19 protein-coding genes are annotated in these 23,144 nt (G+C 35.9%); 14 read left to right on the top strand and 5 right to left on the bottom strand.

The window, feature by feature from the left end; translation table 11 throughout:
- Position 1: 1 nt before the first annotated feature.
- From BW983_RS22435 to BW983_RS22415, 5 genes are all read left to right on the top strand, one after another.
- On the top strand, positions 2–640 hold the full coding sequence (locus BW983_RS22435; RefSeq protein WP_076553991.1) for a Crp/Fnr family transcriptional regulator: 639 nt from the start codon (positions 2–4) through the stop codon (positions 638–640).
- 213 nt (positions 641–853) lie between these two features.
- On the top strand, positions 854–1,648 hold the full coding sequence (locus tag BW983_RS22430) for a sulfite exporter TauE/SafE family protein (RefSeq protein ID WP_076553990.1): 795 nt from the start codon (positions 854–856) through the stop codon (positions 1,646–1,648).
- 142 nt (positions 1,649–1,790) lie between these two features.
- The gene (locus BW983_RS22425) at positions 1,791–3,206 is read left to right on the top strand and encodes an MBL fold metallo-hydrolase (protein WP_076553989.1); all 1,416 of its coding nucleotides are present in this window, start codon (positions 1,791–1,793) and stop codon (positions 3,204–3,206) included.
- 15 nt (positions 3,207–3,221) lie between these two features.
- Positions 3,222–3,785: a YeeE/YedE family protein gene (locus tag BW983_RS22420; RefSeq protein WP_076553988.1), complete on the top strand. Its 564-nt coding sequence runs from the start codon at positions 3,222–3,224 to the stop codon at positions 3,783–3,785.
- Positions 3,786–3,807: 22 nt separating this feature from the next.
- Positions 3,808–4,287, top strand: a complete 480-nt coding sequence (locus BW983_RS22415; RefSeq protein ID WP_076553987.1) for a DUF6691 family protein — start codon at positions 3,808–3,810, stop codon at positions 4,285–4,287.
- 63 nt (positions 4,288–4,350) lie between these two features.
- On the opposite strand, the gene BW983_RS22410 is transcribed toward BW983_RS22415, so the two are convergent.
- The 4 genes from BW983_RS22410 to BW983_RS22395 form a co-directional block, all read right to left on the bottom strand.
- Complete coding sequence (locus BW983_RS22410) at positions 4,351–5,751, bottom strand: TolC family protein (protein WP_076553986.1); 1,401 nt, start codon at positions 5,749–5,751, stop codon at positions 4,351–4,353.
- A gap of 1 nt (position 5,752) precedes the next feature.
- Positions 5,753–6,910 carry an HlyD family secretion protein gene (locus tag BW983_RS22405; RefSeq protein WP_065393797.1) on the bottom strand — a complete coding sequence of 386 codons (1,158 nt, stop codon included), beginning with the start codon at positions 6,908–6,910 and terminating at the stop codon, positions 5,753–5,755.
- A gap of 5 nt (positions 6,911–6,915) precedes the next feature.
- Entirely contained in the window at positions 6,916–7,281 is a 366-nt protein-coding gene (locus BW983_RS22400) for a DUF3302 domain-containing protein (RefSeq protein ID WP_076553985.1), read from the bottom strand.
- Between the two features lie 221 nt (positions 7,282–7,502).
- The gene (locus tag BW983_RS22395; RefSeq protein ID WP_228409068.1) at positions 7,503–8,108 is read right to left on the bottom strand and encodes a Crp/Fnr family transcriptional regulator; all 606 of its coding nucleotides are present in this window, start codon (positions 8,106–8,108) and stop codon (positions 7,503–7,505) included.
- A gap of 111 nt (positions 8,109–8,219) precedes the next feature.
- On the opposite strand from BW983_RS22395, the gene BW983_RS22390 reads away from it, so the two are divergent.
- From BW983_RS22390 to BW983_RS22355, 8 genes are all read left to right on the top strand, one after another.
- On the top strand, positions 8,220–9,224 hold the full coding sequence (locus BW983_RS22390; protein WP_076553984.1) for an isoaspartyl peptidase/L-asparaginase family protein: 1,005 nt from the start codon (positions 8,220–8,222) through the stop codon (positions 9,222–9,224).
- Positions 9,225–9,376: 152 nt separating this feature from the next.
- A complete protein-coding gene (locus tag BW983_RS22385; protein WP_076553983.1) occupies positions 9,377–9,943 on the top strand; it encodes a hypothetical protein in 567 nt (188 codons plus the stop codon).
- A gap of 14 nt (positions 9,944–9,957) precedes the next feature.
- Positions 9,958–10,620 (top strand): copper homeostasis protein CutC, encoded by a 663-nt coding sequence (locus BW983_RS22380; RefSeq protein WP_076553982.1) that lies wholly within the window; start codon positions 9,958–9,960, stop codon positions 10,618–10,620.
- Between the two features lie 113 nt (positions 10,621–10,733).
- The gene (locus BW983_RS22375; protein WP_076553981.1) at positions 10,734–13,214 is read left to right on the top strand and encodes a beta-mannosidase; all 2,481 of its coding nucleotides are present in this window, start codon (positions 10,734–10,736) and stop codon (positions 13,212–13,214) included.
- Between the two features lie 194 nt (positions 13,215–13,408).
- On the top strand, positions 13,409–14,317 hold the full coding sequence (locus BW983_RS22370; RefSeq protein WP_076553980.1) for an AEC family transporter: 909 nt from the start codon (positions 13,409–13,411) through the stop codon (positions 14,315–14,317).
- An 84-nt stretch (positions 14,318–14,401) separates the two neighbouring features.
- Entirely contained in the window at positions 14,402–16,849 is a 2,448-nt protein-coding gene (gene priA / locus BW983_RS22365; RefSeq protein ID WP_076553979.1) for a replication restart helicase PriA, read from the top strand.
- A 161-nt stretch (positions 16,850–17,010) separates the two neighbouring features.
- On the top strand, positions 17,011–18,480 hold the full coding sequence (dacB, locus tag BW983_RS22360; protein WP_076553978.1) for a D-alanyl-D-alanine carboxypeptidase/D-alanyl-D-alanine endopeptidase: 1,470 nt from the start codon (positions 17,011–17,013) through the stop codon (positions 18,478–18,480).
- Between the two features lie 85 nt (positions 18,481–18,565).
- Positions 18,566–20,500 carry a M1 family metallopeptidase gene (locus tag BW983_RS22355; protein ID WP_076553977.1) on the top strand — a complete coding sequence of 645 codons (1,935 nt, stop codon included), beginning with the start codon at positions 18,566–18,568 and terminating at the stop codon, positions 20,498–20,500.
- 17 nt (positions 20,501–20,517) lie between these two features.
- Here the strand turns inward: BW983_RS22355 and BW983_RS22350 are convergent, their stop codons facing one another.
- Positions 20,518–21,396 (bottom strand): cupin-like domain-containing protein, encoded by an 879-nt coding sequence (locus tag BW983_RS22350; RefSeq protein WP_076553976.1) that lies wholly within the window; start codon positions 21,394–21,396, stop codon positions 20,518–20,520.
- 147 nt (positions 21,397–21,543) lie between these two features.
- Here BW983_RS22350 and kbl point away from each other — a divergent pair, with 147 nt between their 5' ends.
- A complete protein-coding gene (gene kbl, locus BW983_RS22345) occupies positions 21,544–22,740 on the top strand; it encodes a glycine C-acetyltransferase (protein WP_076553975.1) in 1,197 nt (398 codons plus the stop codon).
- Positions 22,741–23,144: the final 404 nt, after the last annotated feature.

Raw genomic sequence — 23,144 nt, 5'->3', positions numbered from 1 at the left:
TATGCAGGAGACCATACTTTCTTCAGAATTTTCCTCTTCACCGGAACTGGTTGAAAAATTATATCAATACGGAATTACTAAAAACTATCACGAAGGAGATATTATTTTAGACGAAAATGCTTCTATACGTTCTATTCCTATTGTTATGAAAGGAATGCTGAAAGTCATAAGAACTGAAGAAGACGGACGGGAAATCCTTTTGTATTATATCAAAGCCGGAGAAAGCTGCATCATGTCTTTCCTGGGTGGAATGCATAATGAAAAGAGTATTGTAAAAGCAGAAATAGAAGAAGATGCAGAGATCCTTTTTCTTCCTGTAGACAAAGTCTCCCTGTTCATTAAGGAACATCCTGAATGGCTTGACTATATTTTCAGACTGTACCACAAAAGATTCGAAGAATTATTGGATATCATTAACGCTATTGCCTTTAAAAAAGTAGACGAAAGACTACTGAATCTTCTTAATAAAAAGGCTGAACTTACTGCGTCTGATACCATCAATACTACTCATGAGCAGCTTGCCAATGAATTGGGAACAGCAAGAGTAGTTGTATCAAGACTTTTAAAACAGCTTGAAGAAGAAGGAAGATTAAAACTAGGCAGAAATAAAATCACACTCCTTAAAACAATCACAGGGTAATATTATAACTTTACAAGTAAATCAATGGCACTCAAATTCCCATCCTTTGGAGGGGTGGCGAAAATTCAAAGAATTTTTGACGGGGTGGTTAAAAATAAACTCTTATCTTAAAAAAATAATTAACCATTTGTCTCAATTCTCTTATGTAACAAAAGTAGCTGTAGCCTTTCCGAAACCTTCCCATTTTTGTAATCAGAATTATTGAATGATAAAATGGAAATAATAGGATATACAGCATCTGTTTTAATTGGTATTTCTCTGGGATTGATCGGAGGTGGCGGAAGTATTCTTACCGTTCCGGTATTGGTGTATCTCTTTGGAATGGATGCCTTTCTGGCAACAGAATATTCACTTTTTATTGTGGGAGTGAGCAGTACGGTAGGATCAGTATCTTACTTTAAAAATGGATTAGTCAATTTTAAAATAGCATTGATTTTTGGCGTTCCATCAGTTATTTCTATCTTTTTAACAACAACCTATCTGTTGCCATTAATTCCTGAGCAACTTCTTACCATAAAAGATTTTACAATTACCAAAAATATTTTCCTTCTACTGGTCTTCGCTGTATTAATGATTTTTGCCTCCTATAAAATGATCACGAGCAAAACTTCTGCAGAGATTTCAGAAAATAGCTCAGCTCACAGTAATATTGCATTAGCTGTGGGACAAGGAACAATTGTTGGAATTTTAACAGGGCTGGTAGGCGCCGGAGGTGGATTCATGATTATTCCTGCGTTGGTCAATCTTTTGAAATTGCCGATGAAAACTGCAATAGGAACCTCACTGGTAATTATTGCTTTAAATTCCTTAATCGGTTTTTCTTCATCTATGACCAACGTGAATATAGAATGGACTCTTCTTCTTTCCATTGCTGCCATTGCCATAGCCGGAATTATAATCGGATCACAACTGTCAAAAAAGATTGACGGTAAAAAACTGAAACCCGCATTTGGGTGGTTTGTGCTGGTAATGGGAATTTACATTATTACCCGGGAAATATTTCTGTAAGGAAAATCTGTTATTTTTCACCTTCTGTGAACTTTTTACAAAAATATTTGCTTCAAAATACTGCTATGTAACAAAAGTAGCTGTACAGGAAAGCAGGAAACCGGAGATTTGTATCAGAAAACAAAATCAAAAAATAAGTACAATGAAAATAGAACAGATTTATACAGGATGTCTGGCTCAGGGAGCTTACTATATCACTTCAGGTGGTGAAGCAGCCATCATTGATCCTTTAAGAGAAACTCAACCCTATATTGAAAGACTGGAAAAAGATGGAGTAGTATTAAAATATATTTTCGAAACCCACTTTCATGCAGACTTTGTCAGCGGTCATATTGATTTAAGCAAAAAAACAAAAGCACCCATCGTATATGGTCCCACAGCAAATCCGGAATTTGAAGCCATTATTGCAAAAGATCATCAGATATTCAGGATAGGGAATATTCAGATTAAAGTTCTTCATACTCCGGGACATACATTGGAAAGCTCATCTTACCTTTTGATTGATGAAAATGGAACTGAAACCGCATTATTCAGCGGAGATACCTTGTTTCTTGGAGATGTAGGACGTCCGGATCTGGCTCAGAAAGCAGCGGATATGACACAGGAAGAGCTTGCAGGATTATTATACTACAGTTTATATCATAAAATTTTACCTTTAAATGACGACATTACAGTATATCCTGCTCATGGTGCCGGCTCGGCATGTGGTAAAAATATGCAGAAAGAAACCATTGATATCCTTGGTAATCAGAAGAAAACCAATTATGCTTTAAATCAAAAAGACAAAGAAAGCTTTATTAAAGAAGTGACAGACGGACTTTTGCCACCGCCCGCTTATTTTGGAATGAATGTAATGATGAATAAAAATGGCTATCACAGCTTTGATGAGGTACTTTCAAACGGAATGCAGGCTCTTATTCCAGAACAATTTGAGGAAATAGCGGAAGCTTCAGGAGCTTTGATTTTAGATGTAAGGAACAATACCGATTTTGCCAAAGGCTTTATCCCGCAATCTGTCAATATCGGGTTGAATGGAGATTTTGCTCCCTGGGTAGGCGCTCTTATTGCAGAAGTAAATCAGTCCATTCTTCTGGTAACTGAACCTGGTAATGAAGAAGAAGCAGTGACCAGATTAAGCAGAGTAGGGTTTGATCATGTTTTAGGATTTTTAAAAGGAGGTTTTGATGCATGGAAGAATAGCGGTAAAGAGGTAGATTCGGTTAACCGTATTTCTGCTGAACAATTTGAGAACGAAATAAAAGATAAAGACATCAAAATTATAGATGTAAGAAAAGAAAGTGAGTATGCCGCAGAACATGTAAACGGTGCTTACAGTAAACCTTTAGCTTATATTAATGAATGGATTCATACCTTACAGTCAAAAGAACATTTTTACCTTCATTGTGCCGGAGGTTACCGAAGTATGATTGCTGCGGCTATTCTTCAGGCAAGAGGTTACCGTAATTTTACGGAAATTGAGGGTGGATTTAAAGCTATTGCTTCCACAGCTATTCCTAAAAGTGATTTTGTATGTCAGACGAAAGTTTTAAATCATTAAAATTAAAAAGTATATATGTTAGAAATTATAAAAGAACCCTGGGCATGGTATATTGCCGGTCCATTAATCGGGCTTACCGTTCCAGCCTTATTGATCATGGGGAATAAACCTTTTGGAATCAGTTCATCATTAAGACATATCTGTGCTGCCTGCCTGCCCGCCAATGTCAATTTTTTTAAATATAACTGGAAAAAAGAAGCCTGGAATCTGTTTTTTGTACTCGGAATTTTCTTCGGTGGAATGATTGCTGCCAATTTTATGCTTAATCCCTCCGAAATTACTGTGAACTCCAACCTTAAAACCGAACTTGCAGGTTATGGAATTATAGATTATACCAATCTTGTTCCTACTCAGCTTATGAATTTTGAGAGCTTATTTACCCTCAGAGGATTCATCATGATGGTTGTGGGTGGATTTCTGGTAGGATTCGGAACCCGTTATGCAGGAGGATGTACCAGCGGACATGCGATCATGGGACTTTCCAATCTGCAACTGCCGTCTTTGATAGCAACCATCTGCTTTATGATCGGAGGTTTTATAATGGCAAACCTTATTCTCCCTATGATTCTTTCCTTGTAACCTAATTTTAAAATCAGACAAAATGATAAAAGAACAAAATCATTACGAAGAAACTGTTTGCAGCAATGAAAATATTCCTGAACAGAAATGGTATCACAATCTGAAATATCTTATTGCAGGAATCATATTCGGGATTATTTTCGTGAAAGCAGAGGTAATCAGTTGGTTCAGAATTCAGGAGATGTTCCGTTTACAGTCTTTTCATATGTATGGAATCATCGGGAGTGCTGTATTGGTGGGTATGATTTCCGTGTGGCTGATCAAGAAATTCAATATAAAAACAATATCCGGCGAGCCTATTACTTTTACACCTAAAAAATTCAGTAAGGGGCAAATTTATGGAGGATTGATATTCGGTTTTGGCTGGGCACTCACAGGAGCCTGTCCCGGACCTCTTTTTGCACAGATCGGAACCGGAGCTTTAGCTGTATCCGTTACGCTTCTGAGTGCCATTGCCGGAACCTGGGTGTATGGGTATTTCAGAGATAAATTACCTCATTGATATTTAAATAATAGTATAAAAAAGCCTGCTGATGTTATTTCAGCAGGCTTTGTAGATACAAAATTATGAAAAAATGAAGTTTTGCGCTCCCAATGCCATATAAAGATTGATGCGCTCCATTCTGTCCTGAAGTTCGAGATTGATAAGGTTCATCTCATTTTTAAGAAGATCCCTTTGCTTTCGGATCATGACAAAACTGTTATTCGTTCCGACCTTAATTTGTTTTTGGGTAAGGTCAATATTATTTTTAAGCTCCTGAATAGCTTTTTGGTTATAATTAAGCTGTTTTTCAACAGAATTCAGATTGGCTAGTGATGATTCCACTTCATTCAGTGCATTCAGTACAGCTTTTGAGTATTCCTCAACAACCTGTTTCTGTTGTGAGTTTTTTATCTCTACATTCTTTTTCAGTTTCCCACTATTAAAGATCGGAGAAACTAATCCACCACCTACTTTCAGTAACGGATTGGAAAATAAAGAATTAATAGCTTCTACATTACTTCCGGCTGTACCAAGAGAAGAACTGATGGTAAGAGAAGGTAACCTTGCTGCATTGGCTTGCTGAACTTCATAAAATGCTTTTTCAATCTGAAAATGGTAAGCCTGTATATCTGATCTGTTTTCTAAAAGCTCTAATGGAAAAGAAGCAGGAATATCATTTTTTACAGGAGTAAAGAAATTCTGGGTAGCAAGTTTTCCCTCAGGATATTTTCCTGTAAGCAGTTCCAAAGACCTTCTGGATTGAATATTTGCATTTTTTACCTTTTCAAGATATCCCTCCAGAGAAATAATTTCCGCAGCAATATTAGAAAGATCCATTGCATTGGCTGTTCCTATCTTTTTCTGAATTGAAAATAATCTTTCAAGCTCTTTGGTTTTCAGGATATAGCTTTCAATCATATCTTCCTGAATATTTCCTGCAATATTTAGATAATATGCTTTTGGAATCATGGATGCAATAGACTGATGCAGAAGAGTATTCTGGTGTTTTGCCGAAAAATAATCACTCGTGCTCGCCATTTGTGCAGATTTATTCTTTCCCCAAAGATCTATTTCCCAGTTTGCTTTTAATGCAAGACGTCTAATCTGGCTTTCACTTACCAGATTATTGGATGTGTTGGCAACCGCACTTACACTTGGGTAAAGATTAGTTCCTGCAATTTCCATCGCCAACTCAATCTGGTTGAGCTTTTCCTTTGCAATCACAAGATCTGCATTATACAGCATTCCATCTTTGATCAGCGTTTCCAGTTGAGGTGTTTTAAGACCAGAAATCCATTCATATGAAAGAGATCTTGCATTGGCTGTTCTGTCAAAAATCCATTCATCAGGAATCGTAACATGAGAGGCAATTTCACTGCTTTCCTTCAAATTGTCCAGAGCTTCTTTAGTAGGCTCTTTGTAACCAATACATGAGCTTAACCCTATGGAAAGTACTCCCAGTATAATTAATCTTTTATACATCTTAATGAAGTTTAGGAATAATGAAATTGATTTTACTGTTGATACGAACCATTACCTTTCTGATAAGATGAAGAGGTTTAATATGATCAGAATAAATAACCGCTGTACCTCTGGCACCTACCGTCAGTTGCTTTTGATCATCTTCCAGAACAAACTTGGCGATAAGCTTTCCATCAGTTTCGGGCAATTGTCTTGCTGTATCAGGTAGCCCGGCTGTAGAACCGTTTCCACCCAACATTCCTCCTGCGTTATTCATAATCCCTTGGCTGGTAGCATCAATTACATATTCAAGTTTGGCTTTAACTACTTTTCCAGGTTCTGTTTTAAGAGCTAGCTCAACTTCGTCGCCATTTTTCACTGATTCCAATTCGTTTTGAGCAAAAAAACCAATCACAGACTGCTGTTTCTGAATCAAAACAAATGCAGATTTAAATGGCGCCATGATAGCACCCTCATTCAACTGTACATTAGGAATTACCCCGTCTGTAGGTGCCAAGACAACTGTTTGGGAAAGATTCCATTTTGCCTGATCCAGTTTTGCCTGAATTTCAGAAACTGATGAATTTTCTCCGTTATAAGAAGCATTGGACTTTGTTTCCAAAGACTGTTGTTGAGATTGCGCTGCACTGATACGGGATTGCAGATCCTGAACATTTGTCATAGCCTGCTCAAGATCAAACCTGTTAGCCGCACCAGCTTCCACCAGCTCTTTATATTGAGTTACTCTTTTGTTGGCAAGATCCAGCTGAGACTGTAATCCTGCAATATTTTTTCTTGAAGCAGAGATGTCTGTATTATATGAAGTTACGGTAGCCTTCATATTGCTAAGTTTAGCTTCCAGAGATTTTATTTCCTGTAAATAAGGTTCTCTGTCCAATACAAATAAAGTATCACCCTTTTTTACTTCCTGATTCGTACTCACATATACTTTTTTTACCTTTCCCAAAACCTGAGTGGTAATATCCACACTTCTGTTTCCTACTTTTACATCAGAAGTGATAGGACAATAATAGTTAAGGCTTAATATTAAAGCAATGGACCCGAAAATAGGAAGAGAATACACTACAACCTGTGTGGTAAACGTCCAGGGAATTAATTTTAATTTTTTAATGAGCAGCCAGCATATTCCGGCATATATTGCGATAAGTAATTCTAACATTTCTATTAATTTTCAATTGTGTTGAGTTCTTCTTCTTCAGTAGCATCAATCTCCTTCAGATTCTGAGGTTCCTTCTGATTGTCATAGTCATAGTTTGCCCAGATCAGAGCAACGGGCCATAAAAGGCCTCCAAAAACAAGGGAAAGGAGGCACATACTTTTTATGGCGTTAAGCTGAGGGTGGTTCTTTTTTTCGGCAACTTTTTCAGGATAGATATGAACTTTCCAGAAAAGATAAATGCCGGCAAGGGGTAAAACAAGTAAAATGAGCCACGATGCAACATCAGCTATATTGTCTTCCATTCCGCCTGTGGATGCCTGAACAAAATTGCATGACAATAGCAGGCAGAGAAGTAAGGTTATTCTTTGCATAATATAATTGTATAAGGTAATAATGAATGTAAACAAGGTGGTAACTAGACCGCATCAAACGCTGGTCGGTTACCTTAAATCTATATGAAGATTAAAGATGAATCTATAATAAATATTGTTTTGTGAATGATATTTTTCTCATTTTGCTTTTAATGATTTGTGTAACAGTATTTTCAGTAAGCAAAAATAGACCGAATAAAGTGAGAAAAAGTATTCCTAAGTTATTTTTTTCTTTCGTTCCTTTTTTTATGAATGCGTGCCGTCATCCTTGAAAGAGAGTTGGGAGTAATGCCCAGAAAATTGGCAATGTACTTTCTGTTGGCGTTTTGGGTGGTAAAAGGACGGTTTTCCAGGAACTCTTCGTATCGTAAATGTGGGGATGAAGAACAAAACTGTTCGGTACGTACTTTCAATGTACCGATGATTTGTTTTAAAGACCTCAGATACATCGTATAAATGCCTTTGTACTGGAATGCAGTTTCCTCAAATTCACTTTTATTAAATAGGAAAATCTGTGAATCTATTACGGCTTCAATGGTATACTTTTTTTCCTCTTCGTTCAGGTAGGATTCCGGACTTTCCATAATTGCCGCTTCTTTTTCTGAAGGTAAAAAAAGATTCGTTTCAATACCATTCTCATCATCAAAGAAACATCTTAACAGACCATTGGATAGAATGAATAAATGATTGAAAGACTGTCCTGGAGCTACCAGTTTTTCCTTCTTACGCAGAAATTTTGAGGTGCTCATTTTGATCAGAACGTTAATTTCCTCATCAGATAAATCCTGAAAGAAAACAATATTCCTGAAAGTCTTATATAGATCCATTACAGCAGTAAAGATAAATAAAAAAATAGTACACAGATATTAGTTTCACAGGTTTGAGGATTTCATGGAAGTTTTTTTTAGATTTGTTGAGTATTATAATTTTGAGATACAATGAACAATAACCGAAGAAGTTTTATCAAGAAATTGGGAATAGCAACAGCGGCACTTGCTGTGAATCCGTTAGAAATAATGGCAAATGATCTGTCCCCAAATAATCATAATCATAAAATTACCAATAAACCAATAGTCCTTTCGACCTGGAATTTCGGATTAAAAGCCAACGAAGAAGCCTGGACAATCCTTGGAAAAGGAGGAAAAGCTCTGGATGCGGTGGAAAAAGGAGTTCGTCTTGTAGAACTGGATCCCAAAGAAAGAAGTGTAGGTTATGGTGGTAGACCTGACAGAGACGGAAGAGTAACACTGGATGCCTGTATTATGGATGATAATTACAATATCGGTTCAGTAGCGTGTCTGGAACATATAAAAAATCCGATTTCTGTAGCAAGAGCAGTCATGGAAAAAACACCTCACGTAATGTTGGTAGGAGACGGAGCGTTACAATTTGCCCTTTCACAAGGCTTTAAAAAAGAAAATCTTCTCACTTCGGAGTCAGAAAAAGAATGGAAAGAATGGTTAAAAACCAGTCAATATAAACCTATCGCCAATATTGAAAACCATGATACCATTGGGATGATCGCTTTGGATGCTCAGGGAAATCTTTCCGGAGCCTGTACAACCAGCGGAATGGCTTTTAAAATGCATGGCAGAGTAGGAGATTCCCCAATTATCGGTGCAGGACTGTTCGTAGACAATGAAGTGGGAGCAGCTACAGCAACCGGACATGGTGAAGAAGTTATAAGAACCGTGGGAACGCATCTGGTTGTGGAATTGATGAGACAGGGAAGAAACCCACAGGAAGCGTGTAAAGAAGCTGTAGAAAGAATTGTAAAGATTAATCAGAGGAGAAATAAAAACCTGAAAGATATTCAGGTAGGTTTTATTGCCATTAATAAAAAAGGAGAATATGGCTCTTACTGTATTCAGGACGGATTTAACTTTGCAGTATATGACCAGAAAGGAAACCGCCTTGAAACACCAGAATTTGCAATAAAATAATATACAGATTTTTATCACCACGAATTCACAAATAAATTCATTCGTGGCTAAAAACTGAAAATCTTAGATTTTCTTGCGCCTTAAAAATAACATCAAGATAAAAAATCCTTTGCGTAAAACAACAAATAAGATAAATAATTCACAGACAGAATATGAAAAGAATGATGATCGCTTCCCTGTTTTTAATAATAGGGTGTAAAGAAGAGAAGAAAGAAGCTGTAGTAAACCAATCGGAAACTGAAGTGAAAGAAAATGTAGTTCAGGAAACGAAACCTCAGGCTAATGAATCGGAAGAAGCGAAAAAATGGCTGGAAAAGAGTATAGAAGCCTACTTTAATTCAGGTCTTTCCAATCTGGATAATAATATGCAGAAAATGACAACCGACGATTATTATGACTACAAAGGGGATGCTATGAATGTTGATATGGATTTAGATGGAAGTCTTACCGAGAAAGAATTTAATGATAAATGGAAAGGGAAATTTGATACTAAAAAAGCCGGAGTTGGCATTGGATTCCTAATTTCAGGTCAGGATTGGGATAAAATACAAACTACAAAATGTCAGTTGATTTCTGAAAATACAAACGATTTTCTGTTTGATGTGGTTCTTACCGATAAATCAATGAAAGAAGTATATCCTATTAAAATAAAAGTAATCAAAGAAAATGGTTCATTCTTAATCGCAGATGTATTACAGGATGTTCCTGAGTTTAATTAAAATATAAGACTACCATGTCAAAAATAGAAATAGCATGTTTTAATCCCGAATCTGCACTTATTGCCTTTGAAAACGGAGCAGATAGGATAGAGCTGTGTGCCGGATTAAGCGAAGGAGGAACAACTCCTGATTTTGAAACTACCAAAAAGCTTAGAGAAAAAATAAACATTCCAATGTATGTGATGATTCGTCCAAGAGGAGGAGACTTTACCTACTCAGAGACTGAATTTGAACAAATGAAAACAGATTTGTCAGCATTAAAATCCTTGAATGTTGATGGTTTTGTATTTGGTATCCTTGATGAAAATGATAAGGTCAATGTAGAGCAGAATAAGACTTTAGTAGATCTTGCATCACCACTTCCTTGTACTTTTCACCGCGCATTTGACAGAGCCGGGAACTTGGAAGATTCTCTGGAAAAAGTGATTGAATGTGGCTTTACAACCATTCTAACTTCCGGACAGAAACCTAATGTATCTGAGGGAAAAGAAAATCTACAAAAACTGGTAAATCTTTCCAATGGAAGAATAGAAATTCTTGTCGGCGGAGGTCTTCGTTCCTCAAATATTGAAGGACTAAGAGACTTTACAAAAGCTGGATATTTTCATTCTTCTGCGATCACGGATGGTGGTTCTTTTGCAAACCCTGATGAGGTGGTTGCATTGAAAAATAAATAACAATTATGTATTAAGTTTGTCATTCTGAGTATAGTGAAGAATCTTAAAACATTATAGAGATTTCTTCGTTCCTCAGAATGACAAAAATACTATATCCAATAACAAACTTATTGATGAATAAAACTTTCCTTTTTGCCTTTCTTTTTATTCAAAGTATACTCTCTGCTCAATTTTCAGAAAGAAGCTTATCTTCCTCGAATTGGCAATTTAAAAATTCAAAAGATAAAAACTGGCTGCCGGCAAAAGTTCCAGGCACGGTTCATATGGATCTGATGACCAATAAACTTATCCCTGATCCTTTTAAAGATGAAAATGAAAAAAAAGTACAGTGGGTAGAAAACGAAGATTGGGACTATCAAACCAATTTTGAAGTTTCACCAAAGGAATTTGCATATACCAATATTGATCTTGTTTTTAACGGATTAGATACATTTTCAGAGATTTATCTTAATGGAAAACTGGTGAAGAAAACAGATAATATGTTCCGAAAGTGGGAAATTCCGGTGAAAGACTATATAAAACAGGGAAGTAATCTGTTACAGGTAAAATTTAAATCCGCAGTCAATACTGGAAAAGACCTGGCAAAGAAAGTTCCCTTTACCATGCCCGAATCACCAAGGAGCTTTGTAAGAAAAGCACAGTATCAATTTGGTTGGGATTGGGGACCAAGATTGGTAACGGCAGGAATCTGGAAAGATGTAAAACTTGAATTCTGGCAAAAAGCAAAAATTAAAAATATTCAGGTACAGCAGAAATCTCTGACGGATACTCTGGCTGAGGTCTCTTTTAATATGAATGTTTATGCTGAAGAAGATGGAGAATATTATACATGGTTTAATTTAAACAGAGGACAACGTCGTTTTCACCTTACAAAAGGATTAAATACCATTACATTACCCTATAAAATTAAGAACCCTAAGTTATGGCAACCTAATGGATTAGGAAAACCTGACCGATATGGAACTAAAATTACTTTATATAGCAGTAAAGGACAGATCCTTCGCGATATTCATGTTTCCTATGGTTTGAAAAATGTCGAGCTTATTCAGGAAAAAGATGAAAAAGGAAAATCCTTTTATTTTAAAGTTAATGGAAACCCCTTATACATCAAAGGTACAAACTGGATTCCGGCAGACAGCTTTTCTCCAAGAATTACCAAAGAAAAATACCAGAAGCTAATTAAGGCAGCGAAAGAAGCTAATATGAACATGATCAGAATCTGGGGTGGAGGTATTTATGAAGATGAAGAATTTTATAAAGCCTGCGATGAAAACGGGATCATGGTATGGCAGGACTTTATGTTTGCAGGAAGTTTTTATCCGGCTGACAATGATTTTCTGAATAATGTAAAAGAAGAGGTAAAAGATCAGGTGAACAGGCTTCAGAATCATCCATCCATAGCTTTGTGGTGTGGAAATAATGAAATAGACGAGGCTATTGTCAATTGGGGATACCAAAAACAGTTTAAATATTCAAAAGAAGATTCATTACAGGTTTGGAGCGACTATAAAAAACTTTTTCACGATGTAATTCCTACGACATTAAAAGAGAACATTGCTCCGGAGAAAAATTTGTATTGGGAAAGCTCTCCGTCAATAGGATGGGGGCACAAAGAAAGCCTTACTCAGGGAGACTCGCATTATTGGGGTGTTTGGTGGGGAGAACAACCTTTTGAGATTTATAATGAAAAAGTAGGTCGTTTCATGTCTGAATATGGTTTTCAGGGAATGCCTACTTTAGCTACAACAAAATCAATGTTTTCCGGAGTATCAGATTTAGATTTACAAAATCCAACCATCAAAGCTCATGAAAAACATGTCAGAGGTTGGGATATCATCAATGAATACATGAAACGGGATTATAAAATTCCTACAAGCTTTGTAAAATATAATTATGTTTCCCAGTTATTGCAGGCAAGAGGAATGCAGATTGCTATTGAGGCTCATCGTCGTGCAAAACCTTATAATATGGGAACCTTATATTGGCAGCTTAATGATTGCTGGCCCGTAGTTTCGTGGTCATCTATTGATTATCTCGGAAATTGGAAAGCATTCCATTATCAGGCAAAAAGAAGCTTTGAACCAGTATTGGTTTCTGTTGCTGAGACTGATAAAACCTATGATATTTACTTTATTAGTGATTTACTGAAAGAGATAAAAATTGATGCAAAATTTGAGTTGATCGATTTTCAGGGAAAACAACTTTGGAAGTCAGGCAAAATGAAGGATTTAAAAGCCAATACAAGTGAGAACATTTTTAGCATTAATAAAACAGAATTGTCTAAGTTTGATGTATCAAAAGCTGTTTTAAAGATAAGTTCTCAAAATGATGGAAATTCATTGGAAAAACTTTTCTTCTTTAAGAAACCTAAAGAGTTAAAACTTTCAAAACCGAATATTACTGTTAAAAAGATCTCTTCAACAGAAATTGAAGTTGCAACTGATACTTTAGCTAAAGATATTTATCTGATTGGTGATGCTCATTTCAGTGATAACTTTTTTGATCTGTTACCTAATACTTCAAAGAGAATTACACTTTCCAAAGCTTTGGAAAATGTTGAGGTTATGAGTTTGAATGATGTATTTAATAATTAAGAGATTAACCTGCATTAATGTTATAAATAATCAGAAATAATTAACCCTTATAGGTTTCTAAAGCTTATAAGGGTTGAATGAACAGAAAATAGCTATACGATTCTCATTAAAAATCATCCTCAAAAAAATAGAGATTTTCCATTCCTACCTCAAAAATCAGCCGTAACTTTGCAGGACATTATTTCTTTACAATTATGGTAAATTTTGTTCTGATTGCAGTGTGCATTATTGCAGGAATGGTATTCAAAGCAACAAAATCTATCCACCCAGATGCCCATAAGGGGATCAATACCTGGATTCTTTATCTTGCTCTACCGGCAGTTTCATTTAAATATCTGCCCAAAGTACAATGGACAACGGAAATGCTTTTCCCGATTGCCGCTACATTTTTAATCTCTGTATTCTGCTTCATTTATATGATGTTTTACAGTAAAAGCCGTGGCTATTCAAGGCGGTCCAGAAGTACATTAGAGCTGGCAAGCGGTTACAGTAATACATCCTTTATCGGGTTTCCGTTAATCAGTGCTTTTTATGGGGAAGGATTGTTAAGCATTGCAATTATTTGCGATCAAACTATGTTCTTTGCCCTTTCAACATTGGGAATTATTGCAGCAGTAAAAGGCGGCAGTAAATCAGGGAAAGTAAGCGCAGTATTCATTTTAAAACGTCTTATCACATTTCCACCATTAATAGGTTGTATCTCAGCTTTGGTATTATCACAATTCATCGATTTTACAATCGCAGAACCGTTTTTTGATAAATTGGCTGCTACGGTGAGCCCTTTAGCTTTATTCTCGGTAGGTTTACAGTTGAAATTTAACGGATGGAAAAAACTGATCCCCCAGATGTCAGCTTCCATGCTTTATAAACTGATTCTTGCCCCGGCAATTGTTTTAGGAATGGCTTTATTATTGGGAATAAAAGGAGATGTTGCTAAAATTACAGTATTTGAAGCTGCAATGCCAACGTTAGTTACTTCAAGTATCATTGCAGAACAATTCAGATTGAATACAAAACTGACCAATCTTATCATTGGAGTCAGTATCATTGTAGGATTTTTTACATCGGCAATGTGGTATGAGATTACAGAATTCTTCTTTTAAATTTTCAGTTTAGTGAATATCGAAATATTTCAAAAGTTGCAGTTCTCTCAGGAAAAATCTAATTTTACACTTTAAATATTTCCCTTGCAATACGCTCAAATTGTTTTACCACTGAATTTAAAAGGATCTTTTACATACAAGGTTCCGGAAGAACTGATGTCTCAAATTCAGTTGGGAATGCGGGTTTTAGTACCATTTGGAGGGAAAAAGATTTATACGGGAATCGTATTTGAACTTCATGATAATGCTCCGGAAAATTTTGTAGCAAAAGACATTATCAGTATTTTGGATGAAAGACCGATACTTCCTGAAGAGCAGATTCGTTTCTGGAACTGGCTTTCTGATTACTATTTGTGTAATCTGGGCGAGATTTACAGACTTGCTTTTCCCTCTTCTTTAAAACTGGAAAGCGAAACCTATCTGAAATTGAAGCCTGGTATTGTTATAGATTTCGAAAACCTCGATGTCAATGAAATGTATCTGGTTCAGGCATTGGAAGTAAGACAGTTGGTAAATCTTACAGATATTGAAGCATTTATTCCCAAAAAAGAAATTATCAAAACCATCAATTCACTTATAGATCTTCAATATATTGAGATTGACGAGAAAATTGCTGAAAAATATAAGGCAAAAGAAGTTGCCTATGTAAAGATCAATGATGAGGTTTTAGGAAATCAGAATCTTACAGAAATTCTTTTAAAACTTAATAAAGCGCCTAAGCAGAAAGATCTGTTTCTTTTTATTTTAGAGAAGCAGACTGAAAAACCAGATCTTCATATCAAAAAGGCTGAGCTGTTTGAGGATAGCTATTTCGGAAGTTCCCATTTTAAAGCATTGGCAGACAAAGGTCTTGTAGAAGAATATTTCATGCAGAAAGACCGAATTGAAAGCTATGAAGGAGAAATTGAAGAAATTGAAGAACTTTCAGAACAGCAGAAAACTGCGAAAGTGGAAATTGACGAAGCTTTTCAAGAAGGAAAAAATGTATTACTTCATGGGGTAACCTCGTCCGGGAAAACTCATATTTATTTAGAAAAAATAGAAGAATGCATCAGAAATGGTAAAAATGTTCTGTTTTTACTTCCTGAAATTTCTTTGACTAAACAAATTACTCAAAGGCTTGAAAAAAAATACGGCAGGCAACTAGGCTTTTATCATCAGAAACTGACTGATTTTGAAAGGGTAGAAGTTTGGCGACGAATTAAGCAAAACGACATTCGTGTCCTTGTGGGAACACGAAATGCTTTGTTTTTACCCTATCAGAATTTGGGATTGATTGTGGTGGATGAAGAACATGATTCCGCTTATAAACCAAGGGACGTTTCTCCTTATTTCAATGCAAGAGATGCGGCTTTGGTGTTGGGGAATCTGTATGATACAGGAGTGATTCTGGGGTCTGCAACTCCTTCCGTTGAAAGCTATTACCGCGCCAGAAAAGATAAAATGAAATACATTTTCCTGGAAGAAAGATTCGGGAATGTGAACTTACCTGAATATGAACTGATCAATTTCAAAGAAGCTCAGGAATCTAAAAATGTATCAGGGAATTTTTCAACCAGGCTTATCGATGCAATTAAAGCAACAATTGATGATAAAAACCAGGCAATAGTTCTTCACAACAGACGTGGTTATGCGAATGTTGTAGAATGTGAGACTTGTGGCTATGTCAATTATTGCTCCAATTGTGATGTTGTAATGACTTATCACAAAGCAGCCAATGAAATGAAGTGTCATTACTGCGGTCAGAGAGCATCAAAACCGAAAACCTGCCCGAAATGTAATTCCGAAAACCTTAATGAAAGAGGAGTTGGGGTAGAACAGATTCACGAAGAAGTTTCCAAGCTGTTTCCTGAAAATGAAGTTGATAGAATGGATGTAGATTCTATGCGTAAGAAATTTGCTTACGAAAAGCTTTATGAAAAAATAGAGGAAGGAGAAACAGACATTGTGGTAGGGACACAAATGATTTCTAAAGGACTTGATTTTGACCATATTGAACTGGTGGCAATTCCAAAAGCTGATTCCTTATTATATGTACAGGATTTCAGAGCGGAAGAACGTGCTTATCAATTAATAACGCAGGTTTCCGGAAGGGCAGGAAGAGTTTCCGGAAAAGGAAAAATCCTCATTCAAACCTATAATCCTGATCATTCTGTATTTCAGCTGATCAAGATGAACAATCCTGCAAAGATCTATAAATATATCCTTACAGAGCGTCAGAAGTTTCATTATCCGCCGTTTACCAAGCTTATCATGATTGAGCTGAAGCATCGAAGAGATGATAAGGTAGACCGTGCTTCTCAGTTTCTAGGTTCTATCTTAAGAAAATATCTTCCTGAAGACTGTATTTTGGGACCTGAAAGAGCTCAGATTGCAAGACTTAATAATTTATATCAGTTCCAAATTCTCCTTAAGTTACCCCGCGGGAAAAACTATGAAAGGTATAAGCAAATGGTTTTGATAAGTTTGAAAGAATTTGACGAAATTACTGCTTATCAAAGCATTAAAAAGGATGTTTTTGTCGATTTTTAACAATTTTTAACAAACTTTACACTCTTTTATAAGGCGGCTGTGGTCCTTTATATGACAATAATTTCTACTTTTGGACGTTGATTAAGTGTTTGGCTCTTTTATTGAATGATTTAACTTATCATTTTCTATAAGCTCCAAACTATAGAACAAAAAAAGGATAGATGGTAAATTTCAGAAAATATATTTCAAGTGCAGCGGTGTTGGCTTCCGGTCTTTTCCTGGCTCAGTCTACCGTTTCTACTGTTCTTTACTCACATAATTACGACAATCAGAAAAACAGTTTGAATCTTCCTTCACCCGTAAGCTCGGTGGTGGAAAAAACGATGTTGTCGGCTAAAGAACTTGTAGACATTAACGTAAACACAATGATGGCAGACCCTGTATTGAAAAATGCAAACTGGGGATTCGTTGTGTATGATCCGAAAACAAAGAAGGTTATTTCCTCATATAATGAGAGTACACCACTGGTTCCGGCTTCTACCACAAAATTACTGACAACAGAAACGGCATTGCATCTGTTGGGTGAAAATTATCGTTGGATGACTCAATTGGAGTATTCAGGATCAGTGGATGAAAACGGTACGTTAAATGGGAACCTTTATGTAATAGGAAGTGGAGACCCGTCTTTGGGAACAAACAAAGCAGGAGCGTGGTCTTACAGAGACATTATTTCAGATTTTATAGGAGGACTTTCACGTGAGGGAATCAGAAAGGTAAACGGTGATATTATTATTCAGACAGCGCTTTTCAAAGGCAATATTTCAATGCTTCCGGAAAATGTTGTATGGTTAGAAAATAATAATTACTATCTGCCTGTAGGAACAACCAGCGGAATAAACCCAGCCAATGAAAAATTGATCGTAAAGAAAGGTGGTTTCTCTACTGAAAAGAAGTTTTTCTACGTTTCACCCTATGCGCATCAGATGGTATATGCTGAAAAGTATGACGGAGAAGGTACTTTAACAACAAAACTTCCTGATGCACCTGCTTATTTAGCAAATAGTTTCAGAACTACTTTGGTGAAAAGCGGAATTCCTGTAACAGGGAAAGTAACACCTAAAATGACGGATGCTACCCCTGAAAACAGAAAATTGATCTCTGCTTATAAATCTCCAACATTGAGTGATATTGTTTACTATACTAATCAGCGTAGTGATAATTCATTGGCGGAAGCATTATTGAGAACAGTAGGATTTCAGAAATTGGGTGATCAGACTTCGGAAACAGGTAGAGGAGTTGTTACAGAGCACTTAAAAGAAGCAGGTTTTGATATGTTAGGTCTTAATTATATCGATGGAAGCGGTCTTTCAAGAAGTAACAATGTAACTCCTATTTCTCAGGTGAAATTCTTAACATCTTTAATGGAAGAAAAATATTATAGATGTTATTTAACTTCTCTCCCAATTGGTGGGCAATCCGGGACATTGAAAAGAATGTTCCTTGGAGAAGGAAACGGACAAATTTTTGCTAAAACAGGGACTCTGAATAAAGTGAAAACATTAGCCGGATATCTGAAAACAAATTCCGGAAAGACATTAGTTTTTTCCTTAATGGTCAATAACTATTCCGGATCTGTAGATATGGTAAAGAAAAGAATGGAAAAAATTCTGGAGCCTGCTCTGGAACTTTAAAATGTTTATTTTATATATTATAAGAACCTTTTAATCAACGATTAAAAGGTTTTTTTTATATTTGAATGATAGAAGATATCTGCATATGAGAAAAATTTACTTACTTATATTTGGAGTATTGATTGCTCAACAGTTTTATGCCCAAAAGACTGATCATAATATAGAAATGAAAGGACTGAGGGAAAAGGAAATGAAGTCCTTTGCCAATAGAATGGGAATTGGAAGTGTGAATCCCAATACTCTTAATTATGATCTGCGCTATCAAAGAATGGATGTTAGTTTAGATCCTGCATTTAATAGTATTTCGGGGTCTGTAACCTCACATTTTAAGCCTAATCAGAGCATGGGCAGTATTTATTTTGACCTGACCAATGTACTCACGGTTTCACAGGTACAGTATCATGGGAATAGTATCCCGTTTCAGCAGCTTTCTACCAAAGAAATTAAAATAGACTTTCCTGCTTCTATTCCTGCCAATACATTGGATTCACTTACCATTCATTACTCCGGTACTCCTGATCCGGCAAATGGTACGGTAAAAACAGGAACACAGGGATCAGGCGTAAGTACACCTGTACTTTCAACTTTAAATGAACCTTATGGAGCTCAGGATTGGTTTCCTACCAAACAAAGTTTAAATGATAAAATTGAAAGGTTTGATTTTAAAATTACTACTCCCTCACAATATAATGTTGCTGCAAATGGTAAACTGATGTCAGAAATCATTACGGCAGGAAAGAAACTAACTTTCTGGAGAACAATGTATCCTACACCTGCTTATCTTATAGCATTGGGGATTACTACCTATACAAAGATCAATGATGTGATTGGAAATCCGCCGTTCCCGTTTGTTAATTATGTTTATCCGTCAACAGCTGCTGACCCGGTGAAAATGTCCAATATCGATCAGACAAAACAAATAATGAATGTCTTCGAGAACTATTTCGGTCCATATCCTTTCCGGGATGAAAAATACGGACACATGGAATACCTGAATGGAGGCGGAATGGAACATCAGACCATGTCATCAATGGGAGGCTTTGCAAAAAGTCTTATCGCCCATGAGCTGGCGCATCAGTGGTTTGGAGACAAAGTAACGTGTGGAGCATGGAATGATATCTGGCTGAACGAAGGATTTGCAACCCTTGGAGAACATGTAGCCAATGAAAAACTGCTTATGACCAATGCCGAATTCATGAATTACCTTTCCGGGCAGATCAGTATGATTACAAGTAGCGTAGGAGGTACGACATATGTTCCTGATTCGGGGCTTAACAATATCTATAGAATCTTCGACAGCAGACTGACTTATGCTAAAGGAGGTTATATATTGAGAATGATCAAATGGAAACTTGGTGATGATGCTTTTTATCAGGCACTTAAAGACTATCTTGGAAAACCGGAATTGGCTTATAATTATGTAAGAACATCTGATTTTAATGCTTCTTTGTTACAGTCTACGGGAATAGATTTTACAGAGTTTTTTAATGATTGGTTGTATGGAGAAGGATATCCTACCTATGCAATCAAATGGAAACAAGCCGGAAATCAACTGGTTTTTAATGTTTCCCAAACCCAAAGTATGCCTTCTGTAAGCTTTTTTGAAATGCCTTTGCCTATTAAAGTAAACGGAACTGGCGGACAAACTGCGTATTTTGCGCTTAATAATACTTCAAACAATCAATACTTTTCAGAAACAGTTCCTTTCCCGGTTTCAAGCATTCAGTTTAATTATGAATATCAGATTTTGCATAAAAATTCTACGGTAGTTCAGGATAATACATTGAGTGTTTCTACGGTAGATAAAGATCATTTTGGCTTATATCCAAACCCTGCAAAGAATGAGCTTTACCTTAAAGGGGTTGATAAAGCTACAGAGTATTCCATTCATGGAGTAGACGGACGGTTAATAAGAACATCTGTTTATCAGCCAGGAAAAGCAATAGGAATAGCAGAATTGATTCCCGGAACATATGTCTTCACGGTGAAGGAAAAAAATATTAAGTTTATTAAACATTAAATAATTAAAAGAAGCTTTCAGATTTGAAAGCTTCTTTGTTTTTTTGCCGCTTTTGCTCCGCGTTCCCTGGCTTTTTTAATCTTATAATTAAACCATTTCTCTTTAAATAGATTTCTCATAAGGTTATCAAAATTTCTTGTCACCACCAGGTTTTTAAAACCTCGCCATTTCTCAAGAAGACTTGAAGGAAGTGCCCGTACAGAAACAGAATATCCTCCGGTTTCATACTGTATATAATGCCACCATCCGGATGGAATGTATAATGTTTCCCCGGGATGAAGAACAGCTTCGTATCCTTGTAAATAAAGAAGAGCAGGGTAGGCTCTGTAATCCGAGTCTTTTATATTAGGTAAGCTGTGGAAATTGTAAGGTAATTTATACATCAGATCAGATTGTTCCCATGGAAAAAGCCAGATCTTTTTAATTCCATGAAACTGAGTAATGAAAACATGGGACATGTCAATATCAATATGATTTCTTGTGGCTGAACCTTCTCCACCGAAAAACATAAAAGGCAGCCATTTCAATATTTTCCCGTTGGTGGCATCGTTATAGATAAGATCATCTTTAAGCTCCGGTTTGATAGTCAGTAAATTAAATAAAAAAAGGCGGTGTTCTGTAGGAGTAGAATCTATAAGGTCCAGATATTCTGAAAAAGTACTTTGTGCGATAGGCTGGCTTGCAACTCTGTTCAGTGAATCAATTTCATTACCATAAATATTTACTTTTTGGTCTCCTGCAATTTCCTTAAAATATTCAAAGCTCCATTTTTTAAAAGCAGGACTTTCGGGATCCACAAAATCCTCAAGAATAATCGGAATGCGTGGTTTCATATGCTCATTGAGAAATTGTCTTGAATTGATCTTATTTGTTTTCTGTACCGGAATCAGTTTCATACTCTGAAATTTTAAACAAATATAAATATTATCCTACTAAATTGGTAGACTAATTATGTTAAAAACTGAAATTTTAGAATTAAGCTTATAAAAGGTTTTATTTTACTGCCTTTTTAGTAAATTAGCACATCTAAAAAATTACTAAAAATGATTTCTGAAAAATACCTTCAACATTTACAGAACGAACTTCAAAATATTGAGAACGACGGACTTTACAAAAGAGAAAGAATCATTACGTCTCAACAGAGTGCTGAAATAGAAGCGAATGGAAAAAAACTTTTGAACTTCTGTGCTAACAATTACCTTGGATTATCAAACCATCCGGAGGTAATGAAAGCTTCTCAGGAGATGATCCAGTCTCATGGTTACGGAATGTCTTCTGTACGTTTTATCTGCGGAACACAGGATATTCACAAAGATTTAGAGAAGAAAATTGCAGAATTCTTAGGTCTTGAAGATACTATTCTTTATGCAGCTGCTTTTGATGCGAATGGAGGAGTTTTTGAACCGTTATTCACTGATGAGGATGCTATTATTTCAGATGAATTGAACCATGCTTCTATCATTGACGGTGTTCGTCTTTGTAAAGCGGCGAGATACCGTTACAAAAACAATGATATGGCTGATCTTGAAGCACAGTTAATTGCTGCTTCAGAAAAGAATCACCGTTTCAAAATTATCGTAACTGATGGAGTTTTCTCTATGGATGGTATCGTTGCTGATCTTAAAGGTGTTTGTGACCTTGCGGATAAATATGATGCACTGGTAATGGTGGATGATTCTCACGCAACAGGTTTCATCGGAAAAACAGGTCGTGGAACTCACGAAGCTAATGAGGTAATGGGTAGAGTAGATATTATTACGTCTACTTTAGGAAAGGCTCTTGGTGGTGCTTTAGGAGGTTTTACTTCCGGTAAAAAAGAAATCATCGATATGCTGAGACAACGTTCTCGTCCTTACTTATTCTCCAATTCACTAGCTCCTGGAATTGTAGGTGCTGCGTTGAAAGTGTTGGATATGATTTCTGATGATACTACATTACGTGATAAAGTAATGGAAAATGCAGACTATTTCAGAACGGAAATGAAAGCTAAAGGTTTTGATATTCCTGACGGTGATGCTGCTATCGTTCCTGTAATGCTTTACGACGCTCCACTTTCTCAGAAAATGGCTGAAAAACTAATGGACGAAGGAATCTATGTCATCGGATTCTTCTATCCTGTAGTACCAAAAGGGAAAGCGAGAATCAGAGTTCAGTTGTCTGCAGCTCATACAAAAGAGCATTTGGATAAAGCAATTGCTGCTTTTGAAAAAGTAGGAAAAGAATTAGGGGTTATTTCTTAAGATAAAAAATCTACGTTTATAAAATAAAAACAGGGTTTCTGATATTACAGAAATCCTGTTTTTTTATGAAAAATATTCATTGTCATATTAGCCATCATAGAGAAAGAACAGATCAGATTTTACATCTCTCAATGGTAAGTTGCATTAAGAGGATTGGATATGGTATAAAAATCATTAAAAATTTAACTATATTAAAAAATATATCAATATTAAAGCTATTGTTAGATTTTTTTTATCTGTTAAATGAATTCAGTTAAAAATGTTATTGCTGAATAGATGATAATATAATATATTTGAAACATTCATTCTAATAACCGTTTTGTGAAAAAATATTTACTTATTTCTATCTTTTTTAGTTTTTTTGAAATAATTAATGCTTAATCTAATGATTATAAATCAATAGT

This window comes from Chryseobacterium ureilyticum, assembly GCF_900156735.1.
Taxonomy (GTDB): domain Bacteria; phylum Bacteroidota; class Bacteroidia; order Flavobacteriales; family Weeksellaceae; genus Chryseobacterium; species Chryseobacterium ureilyticum.
The sequence above is the reverse complement of the archived record's forward strand: the minus strand, read 5'-3'. Positions and strand labels throughout refer to the sequence as shown.

Excerpts from the sequence above, each read along its gene's own strand:
- BW983_RS22435 (WP_076553991.1), top strand. The coding sequence starts at position 2 with ATGCAGGAGACCATACTTTCTTCAGAATTTTCCTCTTCACCGGAACTG.
- BW983_RS22430 (WP_076553990.1), top strand. The coding sequence starts at position 854 with ATGGAAATAATAGGATATACAGCATCTGTTTTAATTGGTATTTCTCTG.
- BW983_RS22425 (WP_076553989.1), top strand. The coding sequence starts at position 1,791 with ATGAAAATAGAACAGATTTATACAGGATGTCTGGCTCAGGGAGCTTAC.
- BW983_RS22420 (WP_076553988.1), top strand. The coding sequence starts at position 3,222 with ATGTTAGAAATTATAAAAGAACCCTGGGCATGGTATATTGCCGGTCCA.
- BW983_RS22415 (WP_076553987.1), top strand. The coding sequence starts at position 3,808 with ATGATAAAAGAACAAAATCATTACGAAGAAACTGTTTGCAGCAATGAA.
- BW983_RS22410 (WP_076553986.1), bottom strand. The coding sequence starts at position 5,751 with ATGTATAAAAGATTAATTATACTGGGAGTACTTTCCATAGGGTTAAGC.
- BW983_RS22405 (WP_065393797.1), bottom strand. The coding sequence starts at position 6,910 with ATGTTAGAATTACTTATCGCAATATATGCCGGAATATGCTGGCTGCTC.
- BW983_RS22400 (WP_076553985.1), bottom strand. The coding sequence starts at position 7,281 with ATGCAAAGAATAACCTTACTTCTCTGCCTGCTATTGTCATGCAATTTT.
- BW983_RS22395 (WP_228409068.1), bottom strand. The coding sequence starts at position 8,108 with ATGGATCTATATAAGACTTTCAGGAATATTGTTTTCTTTCAGGATTTA.
- BW983_RS22390 (WP_076553984.1), top strand. The coding sequence starts at position 8,220 with ATGAACAATAACCGAAGAAGTTTTATCAAGAAATTGGGAATAGCAACA.
- BW983_RS22385 (WP_076553983.1), top strand. The coding sequence starts at position 9,377 with ATGAAAAGAATGATGATCGCTTCCCTGTTTTTAATAATAGGGTGTAAA.
- BW983_RS22380 (WP_076553982.1), top strand. The coding sequence starts at position 9,958 with ATGTCAAAAATAGAAATAGCATGTTTTAATCCCGAATCTGCACTTATT.
- BW983_RS22375 (WP_076553981.1), top strand. The coding sequence starts at position 10,734 with ATGAATAAAACTTTCCTTTTTGCCTTTCTTTTTATTCAAAGTATACTC.
- BW983_RS22370 (WP_076553980.1), top strand. The coding sequence starts at position 13,409 with ATGGTAAATTTTGTTCTGATTGCAGTGTGCATTATTGCAGGAATGGTA.
- dacB (WP_076553978.1), top strand. The coding sequence starts at position 17,011 with ATGGTAAATTTCAGAAAATATATTTCAAGTGCAGCGGTGTTGGCTTCC.
- BW983_RS22355 (WP_076553977.1), top strand. The coding sequence starts at position 18,566 with ATGAGAAAAATTTACTTACTTATATTTGGAGTATTGATTGCTCAACAG.
- BW983_RS22350 (WP_076553976.1), bottom strand. The coding sequence starts at position 21,396 with ATGAAACTGATTCCGGTACAGAAAACAAATAAGATCAATTCAAGACAA.
- kbl (WP_076553975.1), top strand. The coding sequence starts at position 21,544 with ATGATTTCTGAAAAATACCTTCAACATTTACAGAACGAACTTCAAAAT.